Source organism: Novosphingobium umbonatum (assembly GCF_004005905.1).
Lineage (GTDB): Bacteria > Pseudomonadota > Alphaproteobacteria > Sphingomonadales > Sphingomonadaceae > Novosphingobium > Novosphingobium umbonatum.
Genome location: NZ_SACO01000006.1, coordinates 173944 through 190066 on the forward strand (window position 1 = coordinate 173944; position 16123 = coordinate 190066).

The window sequence follows — 16123 nt, forward strand, 5'->3', positions numbered from 1 at the left end:
TAATGCTGACCATTGAAAACCTCCACGCCTCCGTCGCGGACAAGCCGATCCTCAAGGGTCTTAACCTTTCCATCAACGCGGGCGAAATCCACGCGATCATGGGGCCGAACGGCGCGGGCAAGTCGACCACCGGCTATGTGCTGGGCGGGCGTCCGGGCTATGAAGTGACGCAAGGCAGCGCCACGTTTGGCGGGCAGGACCTGTTTGAACTGGAGCCGCATGAGCGCGCCGCCGCTGGTCTGTTCCTCGGCTTTCAATATCCGGTGGAAATCCCCGGCGTGTCCAACCTGCAATTCCTGCGCGAGGCTTTGAACAGCCAGCGCAAGTTCCATGACCTGCCCCCGCTGTCGGGGGGCGAGTTTCTCAAGCTGGCCAAGGAAAAGGCCGCTTTGCTGAAAATGGACATGGAAATGATGAAACGCCCCGTCAATGTGGGCTTTTCGGGCGGTGAGAAAAAGCGCGCCGAGATGGTGCAGATGGGCATTCTGAACCCCAAGCTGGCGATCCTGGACGAGACCGACTCCGGCCTCGACATTGACGCTTTGCGCATCTGCGGCGAGGGGATCAATGCCATCATGCGTAAGCCGGATAAGGCCGTGCTGCTGATCACCCATTATCAGCGCCTGCTCGATTATGTGAAGCCCGATTTCGTCCACGTGCTGGCCGATGGCCGCATTGTGAAGAGCGGCGGCCCCGAACTGGCGCTGGAGCTGGAGGAAGCAGGCTACGAAGGCGTGGTGGCATGAGCAATTTGCCCACCAGAAAGGCCGAGGATTGGCGCTATGCCGATCTGGCCGCGCTGGAAAAGCTCTGGCCTTTGCCCGATGCCGAAAGCATTACGGTGGCGGCGGGGGACAGCTTTGCCTGCGCCATCATCAACAAGGGCGGGGTGACGCGACTGTCGTTGACGCTGGAGGCTGGTGCGCGCGCTGCCGTCCATGTGCTCAACAGCGCTGACGCCTACGCACGGATCGAGATCGAGGCCACCCTGCATGAGGGCGCCGATTTCACACTGGGCGGGGTGCAATTGGCAGGCGGTGCGCAGACGGCGGAAATCGTCGCCACGGTGCGCCATATGGAACCCAACGCCAACAGCCGCCAGATCCTGCGCAGCGTGGCCGCTGGCACCGCTACGGCCAGCGTGTTGGGCAAGGTCTATGTGGCCAAGGGCGCCGATGGCACCGATGGGCAACAGTCGATGCGCGCCATGTTGCTGGACCGCAGCGCCACCGCCAATGCGCGGCCCGAGCTGGAAATCCACGCTGATGACGTGAAATGCGCCCATGGCTGCGCGATTGGTGAATTGGACGCCAATGGCCTGTTCTATATGGCGGCGCGCGGCATCGAACCGGCGCGTGCCAAGGCGCTGATGCTGCAAGCCTTTGTCGCCGAAGCCTTTGACGGGGCGGAGGATGAGGACCATCTGCATGCGGCGGCACAGGCGGCTTTGGAGGCCCTGCTGTGAGCCTTGATCTCGCCAAGATCCGCGCTGATTTTCCGGGGTTGGCAGCCAAGGACGGACAAATCTGGCACTATCTCGACAGCGGCGCCACCGCTCAAAAGCCGCAAGCCGTGATCGATGCCACCGTCAACGCGATGGGCCGCGATTATGCCACCGTGCATCGCGGCGTCTATGCCCGCAGCGCCAATATGACGCTGGCCTATGAAGCGGCGCGGCGGACCGTGGCGGGCTTTATCGGCGGGCAGGAGGGCGAGATCGTCTTCACCCGTGGCGCGACCGAGGCGATCAATCTGGTGGCGCAAAGCTGGGGCGGGGCGCATCTGAAAGCGGGCGACCGCATTCTGATCTCCACGCTGGAGCATCACTCGAATATCGTGCCCTGGCAAATGCTGCGCGAGCGGACCGGTGTGGAAATCGACGTCTGCCCGTTGACCGCAGATGGCCAGATCGATCTGGACGCCGCCGAGCAAATTCTGACGCCTGCCCACAAGCTGGTGGCGCTGGCCCATGTTTCCAATGTGTTGGGCAGCGTGCTGGATGTGCCGCGTGCGGTGGCTTTGGCGCATGGTGTGGGCGCGAAGATTCTGGTCGATGGCTGTCAGGCTGTGCCGCGTCTGGCCGTCGATGTGGCGGCGCTGGGCGTGGATTTCTACGCTTTTTCCGCGCATAAGCTTTACGGTCCCACCGGCATTGGCGCGCTATGGGCAAAGGCCGAGATTCTGGACGCCATGGCCCCTTGGCAGGGCGGCGGTTCGATGATCGACCGTGTGACATTTGAACGCACCACCTGGGCCCCTGCACCCACCCGATTTGAGGCTGGCACCCCCGCGATTGTAGAAGCCATCGGCTTTGCCGCGGCGGTGAATTATGTGCAGAGCATCGGCCTGTCCGCCATTCACGCGCATGAGGCTGGACTCGTCAAAACGCTTCGCGGCGCCTTGCAGGCCATGAATGATGTGCGCCTGTTTGGTCCCGAAGACAGCGCGGGGATCGTTTCCTTCGCGCTGGAAGGCGTCCACCCGCATGATCTAGGCACAATCTTGGACGAGGCGGGTGTTGCCATCCGCGCGGGCCACCATTGCGCCCAGCCCTTGATGGACCATCTGGGCGTGCCCGCTACCGCCCGCGCCAGTTTTGGCCTGTATAGTGATGAAAGCGATATTGCCGCGCTGATCGCCGGCATTGAACGCACGAAGAGGATCTTCGGCTAATGAGCGAAACAACCCCTGAGCAAACCCCGCGCTTCATCGTGGAAGAGGTGGATTCGGCCACGCCACCGCCGCGCGCCCGTGTCGATGTCGCGGCCGCCCCGCCTTTGGGCGCGGATGGCGAGATGGAAAAGCTGGCCGACAAGGTGGCGCGCAAGAAGGATTACCTTGAAGGTTTCCTCGCCCAGCAGCCCACCGGCCTTGTGGCCCATGAACCGGGCGGCGAGCTGTATGAAGGCGTGATCGGCGCGCTCAAGGATATTTTCGATCCGGAAATTCCGGTCAATATCTATGATCTGGGCCTGATTTACGGCGTGGAAGTGACGCCCGAAGGTTCGGCCAGCGTGACCATGACGCTGACCACGCCGCATTGCCCCGTGGCAGAATCGATGCCGGGCGAGGTGGAGTTGCGCGTGTCCTCGGTGCCGGGCGTCCGCGATGCCGAAGTGCATCTGGTGTGGGATCCGCCATGGGATCCGGCCAAGATGAGCGATGAAGCCCGCCTTGAATTGGGGATGCTGTGATGACCACGATCCGTAAGCCCCGCCCCGCCGCCGTCACGCTGACCGCCAGCGCAGAGGCGCGCATCGCGCATCTGATGGCCAGCGCGCCGGAAGGGGCGATTGGGGTCAAGCTGTCCACCCCGCGCCGTGGCTGTTCGGGTCTGGCCTATTCGGTGGATTATGTGGAAAGCGCCAGCCCGCTGGATGAAAAGATCGAGACGCCCGGCGGGCTGTTCTTCATCGACAGCGCCAGCGTGCTCTATCTGGTGGGCAGCACGATGGACTGGGTGGAGGATGATTTCACCGCCGGTTTCGTCTTTGCCAATCCCAATGCCAAGGGCAGCTGCGGCTGCGGCGAAAGCTTTACGGTATAAGTCAGAAGCGCCGGTACCCACCGCGGAGTTCCGGCGCTTCTTGTATCACGCAGGGCGGGCCTCCTGCATGCGCAAATAGTGCAGCATCTGGCGCGGCACATCCCGCGCAATCACACAGCATCGGCGCAACACGGCCAAGGCGGCAGGATGCGGGCGGCGGTCGCCTTCATCGATCCTTTCGATCAGCCAGCGCGCCTTGGCTTCGTCCACCACACCTTGCGGAGCGCGTTGCTCCACCAACCAATGCGACAAAGTCTCGCTGAGGAAATGCACCCATTCAGGCGAGGGGGAGCGCAGGCTGGCATTGATGGCCAGCAGGGCCTCTGCATCATCATGGCACAGGCGGGCATTGGGAACGGGCGTATAGTCACTGTTGGTCATGGGCTAACTTCCTTGGGGAAAGTTGGGTGCCCCCATGAGCCCTTTGTGCCCATCGCCGGCTGACCGTCCAGTGAACCGAAAATTCAGGGTGAACCGAAAATTCAGGTGCGCCCGATGGTTAGGGTGCCTTGCGCAAAGCGGCTATACAGGCGGCGCGGTCGACTTGTCTGGCGTCTGCCGGATGGCGGGCCTCGGCATAGGTGGCGCGCAGGGGACCCTCTTTCCCCTGAGGGTAAAGATAGATGTCCAGCACACAGCTCTCGCCCGCAAATTGCAACTTATGCGCGTCGCCCTCGGCCACATCGAGTCGCGGTTTGCCGAGCAGGCGCAGCAGATCGGCCCTGCCCGCGCCAATCACCGATTCCAGCCCTGCTGCACGCAAGACTTGCGGGGCAGGCGGCGGCGCTGCCTTGGCGGGCGGGCGTGGTACTTTGGGGCGGGGCTGTGCCCGCGGAGGCGCAGGGCTGGGCGCGGGCGCTGGTATGGCGCGGGGCAGGCTGACGACCGGCCCCGCCCCTTCGTTACAGGCGGCCAGAGCCAGCATCGGGGCGAGGATTGTCCAACGGCGCAACATGGGGGCGGTGATTGCCCTCCCGTGGGGGCAAGTCAACCGCCCGTTGCGCGTTAACCGCAAAGGCCGCTGGTCGAGCCCCTCTTGTCGCTCCCCGCCTGCTTGGCTAGGGCAGAGGCTTGTCTGTATTCCCAATCGAAAGCCTATCGTCCCTATGACCGAGCCCACCACCGACGTTATTGCCATTGGCAACGCCATTGTCGATGTGATCGCCCCTTGCGACGAGGCGCAGATCGAACAGCTTGGTTTGGCCAAGGGTGGCATGACCTTGATGGATGCCGCCCGTTCGGCAGAGCTTTACGCCGCCATGGGCCCCGCCAAGGAAGTGTCGGGCGGCAGCGCGGCCAATACGCTGGCTGGCCTGGCCGCGCTGGGTGCCAAATGCGCCTTTATCGGGCAAGTGGCCGATGACCAGTTCGGCCGCGTTTTCGCCCATGACATCCGCGCCGGTGGCATCGCCTTTGACACGCCCACCCGCGATGCCAGCGTGCCTACCGCGCAATGCCTAATCTTTGTCACCCCCGATGGTCAGCGCACGATGAACACTTTCCTTGGCGCCTCGCAATTCCTGCCTGCCGAAGCGCTGGATGATGCCGCGATTGCCAATGCCAAGGTGCTCTATCTCGAAGGCTATCTGTGGGACCCCGAAGAGCCCCGCCGTGCCATGCGCCGCGCCATTGCCGCCGCGCGCGCCGCTGGCCGCGAAGTGGCCTTCACCCTGTCCGACGCCTTTGTGATTGCCCGCCATGGCGATGATTTCCGCGCGCTGATCGCTGAGGGCCAGATCGACATCTTGTTCGCCAATGAACATGAACTGGCTGCGCTGACGGGGCTTGAGGACTTCCACGAGGGGCTGGAGCAACTGGCCAAGAATGTGCCTTGCGTGGTCGTGACCCGCAGCGAAAAGGGCGCCCATGCTATCCGTGGTGGCGAACATGCCCATGTTCCCGCCCAGCCCATCGAGCGCGTGGTGGACACCACTGGCGCGGGCGATCTTTTCGCCGCCGGATTCCTTTTCGGCCATGTGCGGGCAAAGCCTCTGGCGGAATGTTTAACGCTGGGTGCGATCTGCGCGGCGGAAATTATTTCACATTATGGCCCCCGTCCCGAAGCGGATCTGGCGGCGCTGTTGGCTGAAAAGCTTGGGTAAAGCTTGAAGTTGATCCGTGCAAAGCCCCATGTTTGGGCCTTGCCGTGTTAACCAGCATCTTGGTCCGGAATTTTAAGGGGGGCGGTGATATTTTTCTCACTGGCCCCCTTAATACGTGAGGAGGCCAACCGTCCTGACGTATGCGCGCCATAGGCGGCGCGCACATCCCGATACGGAGCAGATGTATGACAGCAGGTGTTTCCCCGGTCGCCCCGCAGGTGGTGGGTACTCCCGCAGGCCGCACGGCCTATGCCGCCACGCCGATTTCACCATCGGTGCAAAAAGCCACGACGACGCCCGAGGCGCAGCTGCCGAGCCGTTACGATCCATCCATGACCGAGCCACGGCCCGCCACGGATGGGGTTAGCGGGATATCCATCTACGCCTGATCATCAGCTATGGAAGTGAGCACACCATGAGCATGACGATTAATCCTCCGGCTGCCCCGATCGCCGTTCAGGCGAATACGGCGGCACAAGGCAAACTCGCGGAGGCGTCGGTGGCATTGGCCACGGGCAAGTCCAAGGGTGGTTCGGACGGGGAGGGGCAATTGGCCGCCCCCCCACAAGGCCAGTTGGGCGCAAGCGTGACGCTTTACGCCTGATCTTCAATAATATCCCGATCAGACTTTTTCCCCGGGAGCAGGGTTCGGGACCTGCTTCCGGGGTTTTTATTGGGCGGGGTTTTTATCGGGCGGGGGTTTAGTTCTTCGCCTCGCGCGCCACTTCGCGATAGCCGATGTCGCGGCGGGCAAACAGATCGGGCGCGACAATCGCATCCAGCGCCGCATAGGCTGCCGCTTGCGCCGAGGTCACATTGGCCCCCCGCGCCGTTACATTCAGCACGCGGCCACCAGCGGCCACCAATTGACCATCAACCAGCGCCGTGCCCGCGTGGAAGACTTTCAGCTTGTCATTTTCCACCGCCTCGATGCCGGTGATGGCCCCGCCCTTCTTGGGCGTGCCGGGATAGCCTTCCGCCGCCATCACCACCGTCAGCGCCGGTTCGGGCGAGAAATGGGGCGGTTCGATGCTGCCCAGACGATCTTCGGCGCAGGCCAGCAGCAATTCGCCCAGATCGCTGGTCAGGCGGGCCATCATCACCTGCGTTTCAGGGTCGCCAAAGCGGGCATTATATTCGATCAGCTTGGGCCCTTCGCTGGTCAGCATCAGGCCCGCAAACAGCACGCCGGAATAGGGCGTGCCATCATCGGCCAAAGCCTTCACCGTGGGGGCAATGATCTTGGCCATCACTTCGGCTTGCAAGGCGGGCGTCAGCACGGTGGCCGGCGAATAGGCGCCCATGCCGCCAGTGTTGGGGCCGGTGTCGCCATCGCCCACGCGCTTGTGGTCCTGCGCGCTGGCAAAGGGCAGCACGGTGGCGCCATCGGTCAGGGCAAAGAAGCTGGCTTCCTCGCCTTCCATAAATTCCTCGATCACGGCTTCGGCGCCTGCCTCACCAAAGCGACCGGCGAAAATGTCGCGCACGGCTGCTTCGGCCTCACCCATGGTCATGGCCACGGTCACGCCCTTGCCCGCGGCCAGACCGTCAGCCTTGATCACCACCGGCGCGCCAAAGCGGGCCAGCGCGGCTATGGCGGCATCAAGGCTGGACACGCGCTCATAGCCGGCGGTGGGGATATTGGCCCGCTGACACAGATCCTTGGTAAAGCCCTTGGAGCCTTCAAGCTGGGCGGCGGCCTTGCTGGGGCCGAACACCGGCACGCCCGCCCCGCGCAGCGAATCGGCCAGACCATCGACCAGCGGGGCTTCGGGCCCGATCACCACCAGACCGATGCGCTGCTCCTCGGCAAAAGCCAGCACGGCGGCGTGATCGGTCGCGTCCAGCGCGACCAGTTCGGCCACTTGGCCAATGCCCGGATTGCCGGGGGCCGCAAACAGCTTTCCACCGTTTGCCAGCAGAGAGGATTGCGAAAGTTTCCACGCCAGAGCATGTTCACGCCCGCCCGAACCCAGCAAAAGGATATTCATGCCTGCCTCTTTCGATTCCGATGATCTGATCTCTGGCGGGCTGGTAGCGAAGGAGAAGGCTGGCGACAATCAGGCTGCGCTCTCCATCACCGAGATTTCCTCGCTTTTGAAGCGCACGGTGGAGGATCGCTTTGCCTTTGTGCGGGTGCGGGGCGAGCTTTCGGGAGTGAAGCGGGCGGCTTCGGGCCATTTGTATCTTGCGCTGAAGGATGAAGGCGCGCGGCTGGATGGCGTGATGTGGAAGGGCAGCGTGGCCCGCCTTGGCTTTCAACCCGAAGACGGGCTGGAGGTGATCGCCACCGGCAAGCTGACCACTTACCCTGGCCGCTCCAATTACCAGATCGTGATCGAACGGATGGAAATTGCGGGCGAGGGCGCCTTGCTGGCGCTGCTGGCCAAGACCAAGGCGCGGCTGGAGGCGGAGGGCCTGTTTGACCCGCGTCGTAAACGCCGCCTGCCTTTCCTGCCCCGCGTGATTGGCGTGGTGACCAGCCCCACCGGCGCGGTGATCCGCGATATTCTGCATCGCTTGGCGGACCGTTTCCCGAGTCGGGTGATCCTGTGGCCGGTGCTGGTGCAGGGGCAGGGCGCAGCCGAGCAAGTGGCCGCCGCCGTGCGCGGCTTTTCCGAATTGGCGGAGGATGGGCCGGTGCCGCGCCCTGATTTGCTGATCGTGGGTCGTGGCGGCGGTTCGATTGAAGACCTCTGGGCCTTTAACGAGGAAGTGGTGGTGCGCGCGCTCGCCGAATGCACCATCCCCACCATCAGCGCGGTGGGGCATGAGACCGATACGACTCTGGCCGATTTTGCCGCCGATATGCGCGCACCCACCCCCACCGCGGCGGCGGAAATGGCGGTGCCCGTGCGCGAGGAATTGCTGGCACAAGTGGCCGAGCTGGGCCTGCGTTCGCGCCGTGCAGTGGTGCGCCCCGTGGTGCTGGGGCGCGAAAGGCTGGAGGCAAGGGCGCAGCGCCTGCCCGCGCCGGAGGATTTGATCGCCGCCAAGGCGCAGGCTCTGGACGATGCCAGCGAGCGCTTGCGGCGCGGGCTGGCGGGTGTGGCGCAGCGCGCGGCCTTGCGCCTGCAGCGCAGCGGCGGGCCTTTGACGCCTGCCTTGCTGGCGGGTCGTTTGCGGCAGGCCCAGACCCAGCTTTCCGCGCAAAGGCTCAATCCCGCCCTGCTGCAAAGCCATATCCGCGCCGACCGGCAAAGGCTGGACAGCGTCACCCGCATCATGGCCAGCCTCAACCCCGATAATGTGCTCAAACGCGGCTATGCGCGGGTAAGCGGGGCGGATGGTCGCACGGTGATGGATGCCAGCGTGGCGGCGACTCACGCGGGCCTGATGTTGCATTTCCGCGATGGCGTGGTGCAAGTGGCCCCCGCCGATGGGCCGATGCCGCAGGTGGTTCCGGCGCCCGTTGCGGCCCCCGCACCGCGTGCCAAGGCGAAGCGGGCGGCGCCTGTGAAGCAACAGGATGATTTGTTCGGTTGAATTTGCTAGAAAGCCCCCATGTTGATGAACTCTGCTGATCGTCCCGCCACTTTGCGCTATGAACCCAATGGTTTTACCATGATGACGCGTGGCAAATTCGTGCTCTGCGCCGTGTCTGGCGAGATGATCCCGCTGGAATCTTTGCGCTATTGGAGCGTGGAGCATCAAGAAGCCTATGCCTCGCCGGAATTGGCGACCAAGCGCCTGCTGGGGCTTTGACCTTGCTGTCCCGCCGTCTGCTTTTGGGCGGATTGGCGGCTGGTGTTGCGAGTCGCGCCTTGGCTGCGCCACAGCCACTCATGGTGGAAGGCGCGCTGACTCAAGGTGGTTGGGCGATGGGCAGCGTGCCTTTGGGGGCGCTGGTCATGCTGGATGGGGCACCCTTGCCAGTGGAGCAGGGGCGGTTCCTGATCGCTTTTGACCGTGATGCGGGACCCAAGGCGATGCTCTCGGCTAGCCTGCCTACGGGTGAGAATTTGACCCAAGAACTGACCATCGCTCCCCGCGCATGGCATATCGAGCAGGTCGATACGCCCTTGCGCCCGCCATCCCTGCCCGACGAGGCCTATGCCAAATTACGCGCCGAGGAAGTGGCGCGAATCAATGCCGCCCGTGCGCGTGGCGAGCAGGCAGAAGGCTGGGCGCAGAAATTCCTTTGGCCCGCCAAGGGGCGCCTCTCTGGCCAGTTCGGATCGCAGCGCATCTATCAGGGCGTGCCCGGCAGTTATCATTCGGGCACGGACATCGCCCTGCCGCAAGGCGCGCCCTATGCCGCGCCCGCCGCGGGTGTGGTGGTGCTGGCGGCGGACCATGCCTTTACGCTGGAAGGCAATTTGCTAATGCTGGACCATGGCATGGGCCTGATCAGCGCTTTCCTGCATTCATCCGCCCTATTGGTGAAGGAGGGGGATCGCGTGGCGCAGGGCCAGTCTATCGGGCTGGTCGGCATGACCGGACGGGCCACCGGACCCCATTTGCATTGGGGCATGCGCTGGCGCGAGGCACGGCTCGATCCTGCGCTGTTTTGCGTATCCCAATCCTGAGTCCCGATGCATTTTTTAAGCTTTAGCCTTTGCCCTATGGGGAAAGGCGCGTTAACCACTGCGCGCTTGGATTTCCCGAAAATTTCGGCATAATGGCGGCATATTATCGCCTTCTATCCCGAAAATGTAGCCACTGTGATATTTTATGTCGCAAAGTGGTTATATGTGGAAAGTCGGCGATTTGTTAATTTTGTCTTTGACCTGTTACATAAGTGCCACATTGCCGCAATAATTAACTGACATTCATGTCAGCATCTTTACCGGCTCCCCTTTGCTCGGCCATGAAGTGTCATCGATCCGGCGAGAGGCCGGGGTTGGTGACGGCAAAACAATCGTCCGCACCGCCCTTTCCCCCGTTGGAAGACAGTACGGGGCGGCGGGGGGCCGTCGCTCCGCAACAAGGGGCAAAGCATGAAGCAGACCTACCAGACCGCCTTGCGGGCGGGCGTGGCTTCCATGGTTCTTGGCACGGCATTGATGTCGGTGCAGGCCATGGCACAGACCGCTCCGGCGGCCAGCGAAGATACCAAGACCATCGTGGTGACCGGCTCGTTGCTGCGTCGTACCAGCAAGGAAACCGTCTCGCCCGTATCGGTGCTCAGCACCGAAGCGCTGGATGCGCGCGGCGTTTCCACCGTGCAGGACGGCCTCCAGTTTCTGGCCGTCAACAACGGTCCGGCACTGACCAACAGCTTTACCGCCAATGGCGCATTTGCCGCCGGTGCTTCGGCCGTGTCGCTGCGCGGCCTGTCGACCAACTCGACGCTGGTGCTGTTCGACGGCCTGCGCGCGGCTTACTATCCGCTGGCCGACGACGGTTCGCGTAACTTCGTCGACCTCAACACCATTCCCGACGACATCGTGGAAAACGTGGAAGTGTTGCGCGATGGCGCTTCGGCTTCCTATGGTGCGGACGCCATCGCGGGCGTGGTCAACGTCAAGACCAAGCGCCAGTTCAAGGGCGTGTCGGTCAAGGGTGAAGGCGGCATTTCCAGCCGTGGCGATGCTCCCAGCCAGCGCTTCAGCGTGACGGTGGGTAAGGGCGACATCGACGAGGATGGCTATAACATCTACGCCAGTGGTTTTTATTACCACAGCGCCCTGCTCTACAACAGCCAGCGCGGCTATCCCTACAACACCGACAACTGGACGGCTTTGGGCAGCGCGAGCAATGGTGTTGTTGGTGGTGTAACCCGTTCGGGTCTCTACAACGCCGGTACGCCCACCAGTTCGATTTTCTATGTGCGTCCTGCCAATGCCGGCAATACTGCCACGATTTCGGGTTCGCGCTATCAGGCGCTGAACGCGGGCCAGTGCAATGGCAGCACCTATGTTTTGAACGCCACCGATCTGGCCGCACGCGATGCCAACGGCAACCTCTACAACGGCACCGCGCCCACCGCTGGCGTGTGTCAGGTGGACTATGCCAACAACTATGGCGTGATCCAGCCTGACATCACCCGCTTTGGCGGTTCGATGAAGGCGACGGCAAAGTTCAACGACTCGATCGAAGGCTATGTCGAAGTCAATGTGATGCAGTCCTCGTCCTATTACACCGGCAATCCGGCTGTGATCCGCGGTTCTGCTCCCACCGGCATCTATTACAAGCAGTTCAACACCTCGGCCTCGGGCGCTAACTATGCCACGGGTTCGGGTGTGCTGGCGCTGCCGGTCTATATCTGCGCCCGCAATGGTGCGTCGGCGGTGATGGTCAATGGCGTTCCCACCGTGCCGGGCTGTAGCGCCAGCAACGGCACGTTGAACCCTAACAACCCCTTCGCCGCACAGGGCTATACCGCGCGTCTGGTTGGTCGCGATCTGGATACGCCGACTGTTAATGAAACCCGCAACCGCGTGTTCCGCGTGGCCAGCGGCCTGCGTGGCAAGTTGACCGACGGCATCGATTTCAACATCGGCGCCACCGCGATGCACACCAACCTGCGCCGCACCTACAAGAACTACGTCTATATCCAGCACCTGCTGGATGCGATTGCCGATGGCAGCTACAATTTCGTCAATCCGGAAAAGAACTCGCAGTCGGTTCTGGATTACGTGAAGCCCACCAATGTGAAGACCGCCACTTCGGACCAGTTCCAGGTGGAAGCGAACCTGAACGGCAAGCTGTTTGATCTGCCCGGTGGTCCACTGCAATGGGCGATCGGCGCCTCGCAGCGTTATGAAGCTGTGAACGCGCCCAGCGCCAACAGCGACATCAACGGCCCGACCGAGCGTTATTATACCATCAACGCCTTTGGTACCGTGGGTAGCCGCGGCATCACCGCTTTCTATGGTGAAGCCGAAGCCCCGATCATCAAGCAGGTGACCCTGTCGGCCGCTGGTCGTTGGGACCATTATTCGAGCGGTCAGGCCTCCTTCTCACCCAAGTTTGGTTTGAAGTTCAAGCCTGTGCCTGAACTGCTGCTGCGCGGCACCTTCTCGAAGGGTTTCCGCATCCCCTCCTTCGGTGAAGCGAATGCTCTGCCGACCACGGGCTATGTCAATAACACGTCGGCGGTGTTCACCGATGCGTTCCTTGCGCAATACGGGTGCAACACGCGCGCAGTCGATGCATCGAACCCGAATGGCTATTCCAGCTGCCCGACCTATATCACCAATGGTTCTTACGGTCAGACCTCGCTGGCCAGCCCCAACCTGCAGCCTGAAAAGTCGCGTAGCATCACGCTGGGCGCGGTGTTCGAGCCTGCTCGCTGGATCTCCTTCACGGTGGATTATTACCACATCAAGAAGACCGGCGTGATCACCCAGCCTTCCAACGCTCCGGCGCTGGCGGCCTATTATTCGGGTGCGGCCATTCCGGCGGGTTACACGGTGATCGCCGATGCGCCTGACGTGAACTATCCCAATGCCACGCCGCGCGTTGCCTTTGTGCAGGCGCAGTTGGTCAACGCCAATACGCAGACCGTTTCCGGCCTCGACTTTGGCGCACAGATCAAGAAGAAGCTGTGGGAAGGCATCACCTGGACCTCGAATCTGGAAGCCAGCTACATCATCAAGCTGGAAACCATCTATCCCGATGGCACGGTCGAGCGTTATGATGGCACGCTGGGTAACTTCAACCTGACCGCCGGTTCGGGCACGCCCAAGTGGAAGGGCACCTGGGTCAACGCGCTGGACTTCAACGGCAAGGTGAAGGTGACCAACACCATCAACTATTATGGTGGTTACGACCTGTCGGCGATGGACCAGGGCGGCGAATATATGGATTGCAGCCTGAACCCCGGCTACAGCCCGACCGGCTGCCGCGTGCCGCGCTACATCACCACCGACCTCAACGTCTCGGTGAAGGTGAATGACAAGTTCACCATCTATGGCACGATGAACAACGTGTTCGACAAGATGCCGCCGGTGGACGTGGAAACCTATGGTGCCAATGGCTATAACCCTGTTCAGGGTGGTCTGGGCATTCTGGGTCGTTACATGAAGATCGGTGCCAAGATTAATTACTAAGGTATGATCTCTGGCTCCGGCCTTTGGCTGGAACAAGGGAAGGGCGGTCCATGCGGGCCGCCCTTTCTTTATGGGCGGGTTCTGACGAGGGCCTCTGGAACGGGGGCCTCTGGCGCGGTTCTGGGCACCGAGGACGGCATGGATGGCGTACAAGCAAAAAGCCCGGCGGAGACTGGCTCCACCGGGCTTTTTGAGTGCTCTCGAGGCTGTGTCGCCGATTAGGCGGCAGCGGCAACCTTCTTGACCAGCTCGCGCTTCACTTTGAGAGCGCGGGCCGACAGCTTGCAGTCGGCAGTCTTCAGCAGCCAGTTGTCAAGACCGCCAACATGCTCGACCGAGCGCAGGCCGTGGGTCGAAACGCGCAGCTTCACAGCGCGATCCAGACCTTCCGACAGCAGCGTGACGTTCTGCAGGTTGGGCAGAAACACGCGCTTGGTCTTGTTGTTGGCGTGGCTGACGTTGTGGCCGATCTGGCGACCTTTGCCAGTCAGTTCGCAAATACGGGACATGGGTGTTACTCGCTCAATGAATCTGATGATCCCGTAACGGGAGAGAGGGGCCGCATAGCGATTCGTGTGGAAAAGGTCAAGTTGCGCTTGACGAAAGCCTGCGCTAACCCTTGGCCATCATGACGCAAGCCCCCCATCGCTGGCCCCTACCCGCGCCGATGCAGCAGGCATTGACCCAGGCAAGGCTGGCGGCCGAGGCTGGAGAAGTGCCAATAGGCGCGGTGATCGTCAAGGATGGCGCGGTGATCGCCGCCGCGCATAACCGCCCGCGCGGCCTTTGCGACCCCACCGCCCATGCCGAGATTCTGGCGCTACGCGCCGCTGCAAAGGCGCTGGGGCAGGAAAGGCTGGAAGGGTGTGACCTGTGGGTCAGTCTGGAGCCCTGTGCGATGTGTGCGGGCGCCATTGCCCATGCCCGCATCGCCCGCGTTTATTACGCTGCGCCAGACCCCAAGGGCGGCGCTGTGGCGCAGGGGGCGCGGGTGTTTGACCAGCCCCAATGCCTGCATCGGCCCGAGGTCTATTCTGGCATGGGAGAGGTAGAGGCGGCGGACATGCTGCGCGAATTTTTCCGCGCGCGGCGCTGAATTACTGCGGGTCTTTCTTACCCTGCTGGGCCTTGAACCAGTTTTGTGCATCGCGCTGAAACAGCATGACCACGCTGGCGCAGGCCAGAAAGGTACCCAGCAGCGAAGGAGCAATGGCCACAAAGGGCACGTCGCTCAAAGCCACGACTTTGATCAGTTTCGGCAACGTCAACACACTGAACAGATTGATGATGATCCACAACACAATGGCAATCTTGTTGCCGCGGCGCGAGACGAAATACCAATTGAGCGTGGTGACGCCGATGTTGAGCAGCAGCGACAGGGCAGCCGTCCACAGTGCGGTATAATCGTCTACATGCTGTTCCATCATCTGGTCGCGAATACCGGTCAGGTTGAGGTAACCGGTGCCCAGCAAGATCGCCATGGAAACGTAAAAAATGCGGTCAAACCATTCCAGAGATTTCGGGCGCATCATCCGTTCCATTCCAATGTCAGATCCATGATTGCCTCAAACCGAGGCAAAGTCGAGGCCGATATCCACCGCTGGCGCGCTTTGGGTCAGGCGGCCCACCGAAATATAATCGACGCCCGAGGCAGCGATGGCGGCAATCGTGTCGAGTCGCACCCCGCCGCTGGCTTCACAGGCGACACGGCCCGCCACTTGGGCCACCGCCACGCGCAACATGTCCGGCCCCATATTGTCGAGCAGGAGATGCGTGGCGCCCGCCTTCAGCGCGGGTTCGATCTGGTCGAGGTGATCGACCTCGCAGATGATGCGCTGCACGCCTGCGGCCTTGGCACGGGCCACGGCGGGGCCAACTCCGCCCGCCACGGCCACATGGTTGTCCTTGATCATCGCCGCGTCCCACAGGCCCATGCGGTGGTTGGTGGCGCCGCCCATACGGGTGGCATATTTTTCCAGCACGCGCAGGCCGGGAATGGTCTTGCGCGTATCGAGCAGCACCGATTTCGTCTCGCCCATGGCATCGACATAGGTGCGCGTCATGGTGGCAATGCCCGAAAGATGCTGCACGGTGTTTAGCGCGCTGCGTTCGGCGGTGAGCAGGGCGCGGGCCATGCCGGTGACGCGCAGCAGATGGGTGCCTGCAGGCACACTCTGGCCGTCCTGAACCAGCATTTCGACCTCTGCCTGTGGATCAAGCGCGAGGAAGAAGGCGGCGGCAATGGGCATGCCTGCCACGGTGATCGCATCGCGGCTGTCCATCACGCCGACAAAGCGGGCCTCGGCAGGGATGACGCTCTCGCTGGTGACATCGCGCCCGCCATCGGGCCAACCCAGCCCAAGATCCTCGGCGAGGGTGGAGCGGATGTAGGCGGGCAGGTCGAAGCCAGCCAGTTCAAAATGGGGAAGGGTAAAACTCATACGCTGCGTATAGAGGAGGGAAGCGCGAAGGGTCTA

The 16123-nt window shown here is 62.4% G+C and carries 18 protein-coding genes; 12 read left to right on the top strand and 6 right to left on the bottom strand.

Annotation, left to right across the window (positions count from 1 at the left end; genetic code table 11):
* The first annotated feature begins 2 nt into the window (after positions 1–2).
* From sufC to EOE18_RS10170, 5 genes are read left to right on the top strand one after another with little or no spacing between them, the layout of a single operon-like run.
* Complete coding sequence (sufC, locus tag EOE18_RS10150) at positions 3–746, top strand: Fe-S cluster assembly ATPase SufC (RefSeq protein ID WP_127709069.1); 744 nt, start codon at positions 3–5, stop codon at positions 744–746.
* Positions 743–1465, top strand: a complete 723-nt coding sequence (locus tag EOE18_RS10155; protein WP_127709071.1) for a SufD family Fe-S cluster assembly protein — start codon at positions 743–745, stop codon at positions 1463–1465. Before sufC ends, EOE18_RS10155 begins: the two co-directional genes overlap by 4 nt.
* A complete protein-coding gene (locus EOE18_RS10160; protein WP_127709073.1) occupies positions 1462–2673 on the top strand; it encodes an aminotransferase class V-fold PLP-dependent enzyme in 1212 nt (403 codons plus the stop codon). The genes EOE18_RS10155 and EOE18_RS10160 overlap by 4 nt, the downstream gene beginning before the upstream one ends.
* Positions 2673–3194, top strand: a complete 522-nt coding sequence (locus EOE18_RS10165) for an SUF system Fe-S cluster assembly protein (protein WP_127709075.1) — start codon at positions 2673–2675, stop codon at positions 3192–3194. The genes EOE18_RS10160 and EOE18_RS10165 overlap by 1 nt, the downstream gene beginning before the upstream one ends.
* Entirely contained in the window at positions 3194–3547 is a 354-nt protein-coding gene (locus EOE18_RS10170; protein WP_127709077.1) for a HesB/IscA family protein, read from the top strand. The genes EOE18_RS10165 and EOE18_RS10170 overlap by 1 nt, the downstream gene beginning before the upstream one ends.
* A 45-nt stretch (positions 3548–3592) precedes the next feature.
* Here EOE18_RS10170 and EOE18_RS10175 read toward each other — a convergent pair whose 3' ends face one another.
* Together EOE18_RS10175 and EOE18_RS10180 are read right to left on the bottom strand one after the other, a co-directional pair.
* Positions 3593–3928, bottom strand: a complete 336-nt coding sequence (locus tag EOE18_RS10175) for a hypothetical protein (protein WP_127709079.1) — start codon at positions 3926–3928, stop codon at positions 3593–3595.
* Positions 3929–4046: 118 nt separating this feature from the next.
* Positions 4047–4502: a hypothetical protein gene (locus EOE18_RS10180; protein WP_127709081.1), complete on the bottom strand. Its 456-nt coding sequence runs from the start codon at positions 4500–4502 to the stop codon at positions 4047–4049.
* Between the two features lie 151 nt (positions 4503–4653).
* Between EOE18_RS10180 and EOE18_RS10185 the strand changes: the two genes are divergently transcribed.
* Both EOE18_RS10185 and EOE18_RS10190 read left to right on the top strand, forming a co-directional pair.
* Complete coding sequence (locus EOE18_RS10185) at positions 4654–5649, top strand: adenosine kinase (RefSeq protein ID WP_127709083.1); 996 nt, start codon at positions 4654–4656, stop codon at positions 5647–5649.
* Between the two features lie 415 nt (positions 5650–6064).
* On the top strand, positions 6065–6253 hold the full coding sequence (locus tag EOE18_RS10190; RefSeq protein WP_127709088.1) for a hypothetical protein: 189 nt from the start codon (positions 6065–6067) through the stop codon (positions 6251–6253).
* Between the two features lie 97 nt (positions 6254–6350).
* Here EOE18_RS10190 and purD read toward each other — a convergent pair whose 3' ends face one another.
* Complete coding sequence (gene purD / locus EOE18_RS10195; RefSeq protein WP_127709090.1) at positions 6351–7640, bottom strand: phosphoribosylamine--glycine ligase; 1290 nt, start codon at positions 7638–7640, stop codon at positions 6351–6353.
* Between purD and xseA the strand changes: the two genes are divergently transcribed.
* From xseA to EOE18_RS10215, 4 genes are all read left to right on the top strand, one after another.
* Positions 7639–9135: an exodeoxyribonuclease VII large subunit gene (gene xseA / locus EOE18_RS10200; RefSeq protein WP_181953038.1), complete on the top strand. Its 1497-nt coding sequence runs from the start codon at positions 7639–7641 to the stop codon at positions 9133–9135. The genes purD and xseA overlap by 2 nt on opposite strands.
* Before the next feature lie 18 nt (positions 9136–9153).
* The gene (locus EOE18_RS10205) at positions 9154–9354 is read left to right on the top strand and encodes a DUF2093 domain-containing protein (RefSeq protein WP_127709092.1); all 201 of its coding nucleotides are present in this window, start codon (positions 9154–9156) and stop codon (positions 9352–9354) included.
* 2 nt (positions 9355–9356) lie between these two features.
* Complete coding sequence (locus EOE18_RS10210) at positions 9357–10178, top strand: M23 family metallopeptidase (protein WP_246027377.1); 822 nt, start codon at positions 9357–9359, stop codon at positions 10176–10178.
* Between the two features lie 411 nt (positions 10179–10589).
* Complete coding sequence (locus tag EOE18_RS10215; RefSeq protein WP_127709094.1) at positions 10590–13646, top strand: TonB-dependent receptor plug domain-containing protein; 3057 nt, start codon at positions 10590–10592, stop codon at positions 13644–13646.
* A gap of 218 nt (positions 13647–13864) precedes the next feature.
* Here EOE18_RS10215 and rpmB read toward each other — a convergent pair whose 3' ends face one another.
* Complete coding sequence (gene rpmB / locus EOE18_RS10220; RefSeq protein ID WP_127709096.1) at positions 13865–14155, bottom strand: 50S ribosomal protein L28; 291 nt, start codon at positions 14153–14155, stop codon at positions 13865–13867.
* A 119-nt stretch (positions 14156–14274) separates the two neighbouring features.
* Here rpmB and EOE18_RS10225 point away from each other — a divergent pair, with 119 nt between their 5' ends.
* The gene (locus EOE18_RS10225; RefSeq protein ID WP_246027378.1) at positions 14275–14742 is read left to right on the top strand and encodes a nucleoside deaminase; all 468 of its coding nucleotides are present in this window, start codon (positions 14275–14277) and stop codon (positions 14740–14742) included.
* Position 14743: 1 nt separating this feature from the next.
* Here the strand turns inward: EOE18_RS10225 and EOE18_RS10230 are convergent, their stop codons facing one another.
* Together EOE18_RS10230 and nadC are read right to left on the bottom strand one after the other, a co-directional pair.
* Positions 14744–15178 carry a hypothetical protein gene (locus tag EOE18_RS10230; RefSeq protein WP_220445992.1) on the bottom strand — a complete coding sequence of 145 codons (435 nt, stop codon included), beginning with the start codon at positions 15176–15178 and terminating at the stop codon, positions 14744–14746.
* 33 nt (positions 15179–15211) lie between these two features.
* On the bottom strand, positions 15212–16087 hold the full coding sequence (gene nadC / locus EOE18_RS10235; RefSeq protein ID WP_127709100.1) for a carboxylating nicotinate-nucleotide diphosphorylase: 876 nt from the start codon (positions 16085–16087) through the stop codon (positions 15212–15214).
* Between the last annotated feature and the right edge of the window lie 36 nt (positions 16088–16123).

Bases quoted from the DNA above. Each gene is read 5' to 3' on its own strand.
- EOE18_RS10185 (WP_127709083.1), top strand. From the start codon at position 4,654: ATGACCGAGCCCACCACCGACGTTATTGCCATTGGCAACGCCATTGTC.
- EOE18_RS10205 (WP_127709092.1), top strand. From the start codon at position 9,154: ATGTTGATGAACTCTGCTGATCGTCCCGCCACTTTGCGCTATGAACCC.
- EOE18_RS10175 (WP_127709079.1), bottom strand. From the start codon at position 3,928: ATGACCAACAGTGACTATACGCCCGTTCCCAATGCCCGCCTGTGCCAT.
- EOE18_RS10215 (WP_127709094.1), top strand. From the start codon at position 10,590: ATGAAGCAGACCTACCAGACCGCCTTGCGGGCGGGCGTGGCTTCCATG.
- rpmB (WP_127709096.1), bottom strand. From the start codon at position 14,155: ATGTCCCGTATTTGCGAACTGACTGGCAAAGGTCGCCAGATCGGCCAC.
- EOE18_RS10225 (WP_246027378.1), top strand. From the start codon at position 14,275: ATGACGCAAGCCCCCCATCGCTGGCCCCTACCCGCGCCGATGCAGCAG.
- xseA (WP_181953038.1), top strand. From the start codon at position 7,639: ATGCCTGCCTCTTTCGATTCCGATGATCTGATCTCTGGCGGGCTGGTA.
- EOE18_RS10180 (WP_127709081.1), bottom strand. From the start codon at position 4,502: ATGTTGCGCCGTTGGACAATCCTCGCCCCGATGCTGGCTCTGGCCGCC.
- EOE18_RS10190 (WP_127709088.1), top strand. From the start codon at position 6,065: ATGAGCATGACGATTAATCCTCCGGCTGCCCCGATCGCCGTTCAGGCG.
- EOE18_RS10165 (WP_127709075.1), top strand. From the start codon at position 2,673: ATGAGCGAAACAACCCCTGAGCAAACCCCGCGCTTCATCGTGGAAGAG.
- purD (WP_127709090.1), bottom strand. From the start codon at position 7,640: ATGAATATCCTTTTGCTGGGTTCGGGCGGGCGTGAACATGCTCTGGCG.
- sufC (WP_127709069.1), top strand. From the start codon at position 3: ATGCTGACCATTGAAAACCTCCACGCCTCCGTCGCGGACAAGCCGATC.
- EOE18_RS10230 (WP_220445992.1), bottom strand. From the start codon at position 15,178: ATGATGCGCCCGAAATCTCTGGAATGGTTTGACCGCATTTTTTACGTT.
- nadC (WP_127709100.1), bottom strand. From the start codon at position 16,087: ATGAGTTTTACCCTTCCCCATTTTGAACTGGCTGGCTTCGACCTGCCC.
- EOE18_RS10155 (WP_127709071.1), top strand. From the start codon at position 743: ATGAGCAATTTGCCCACCAGAAAGGCCGAGGATTGGCGCTATGCCGAT.
- EOE18_RS10170 (WP_127709077.1), top strand. From the start codon at position 3,194: ATGACCACGATCCGTAAGCCCCGCCCCGCCGCCGTCACGCTGACCGCC.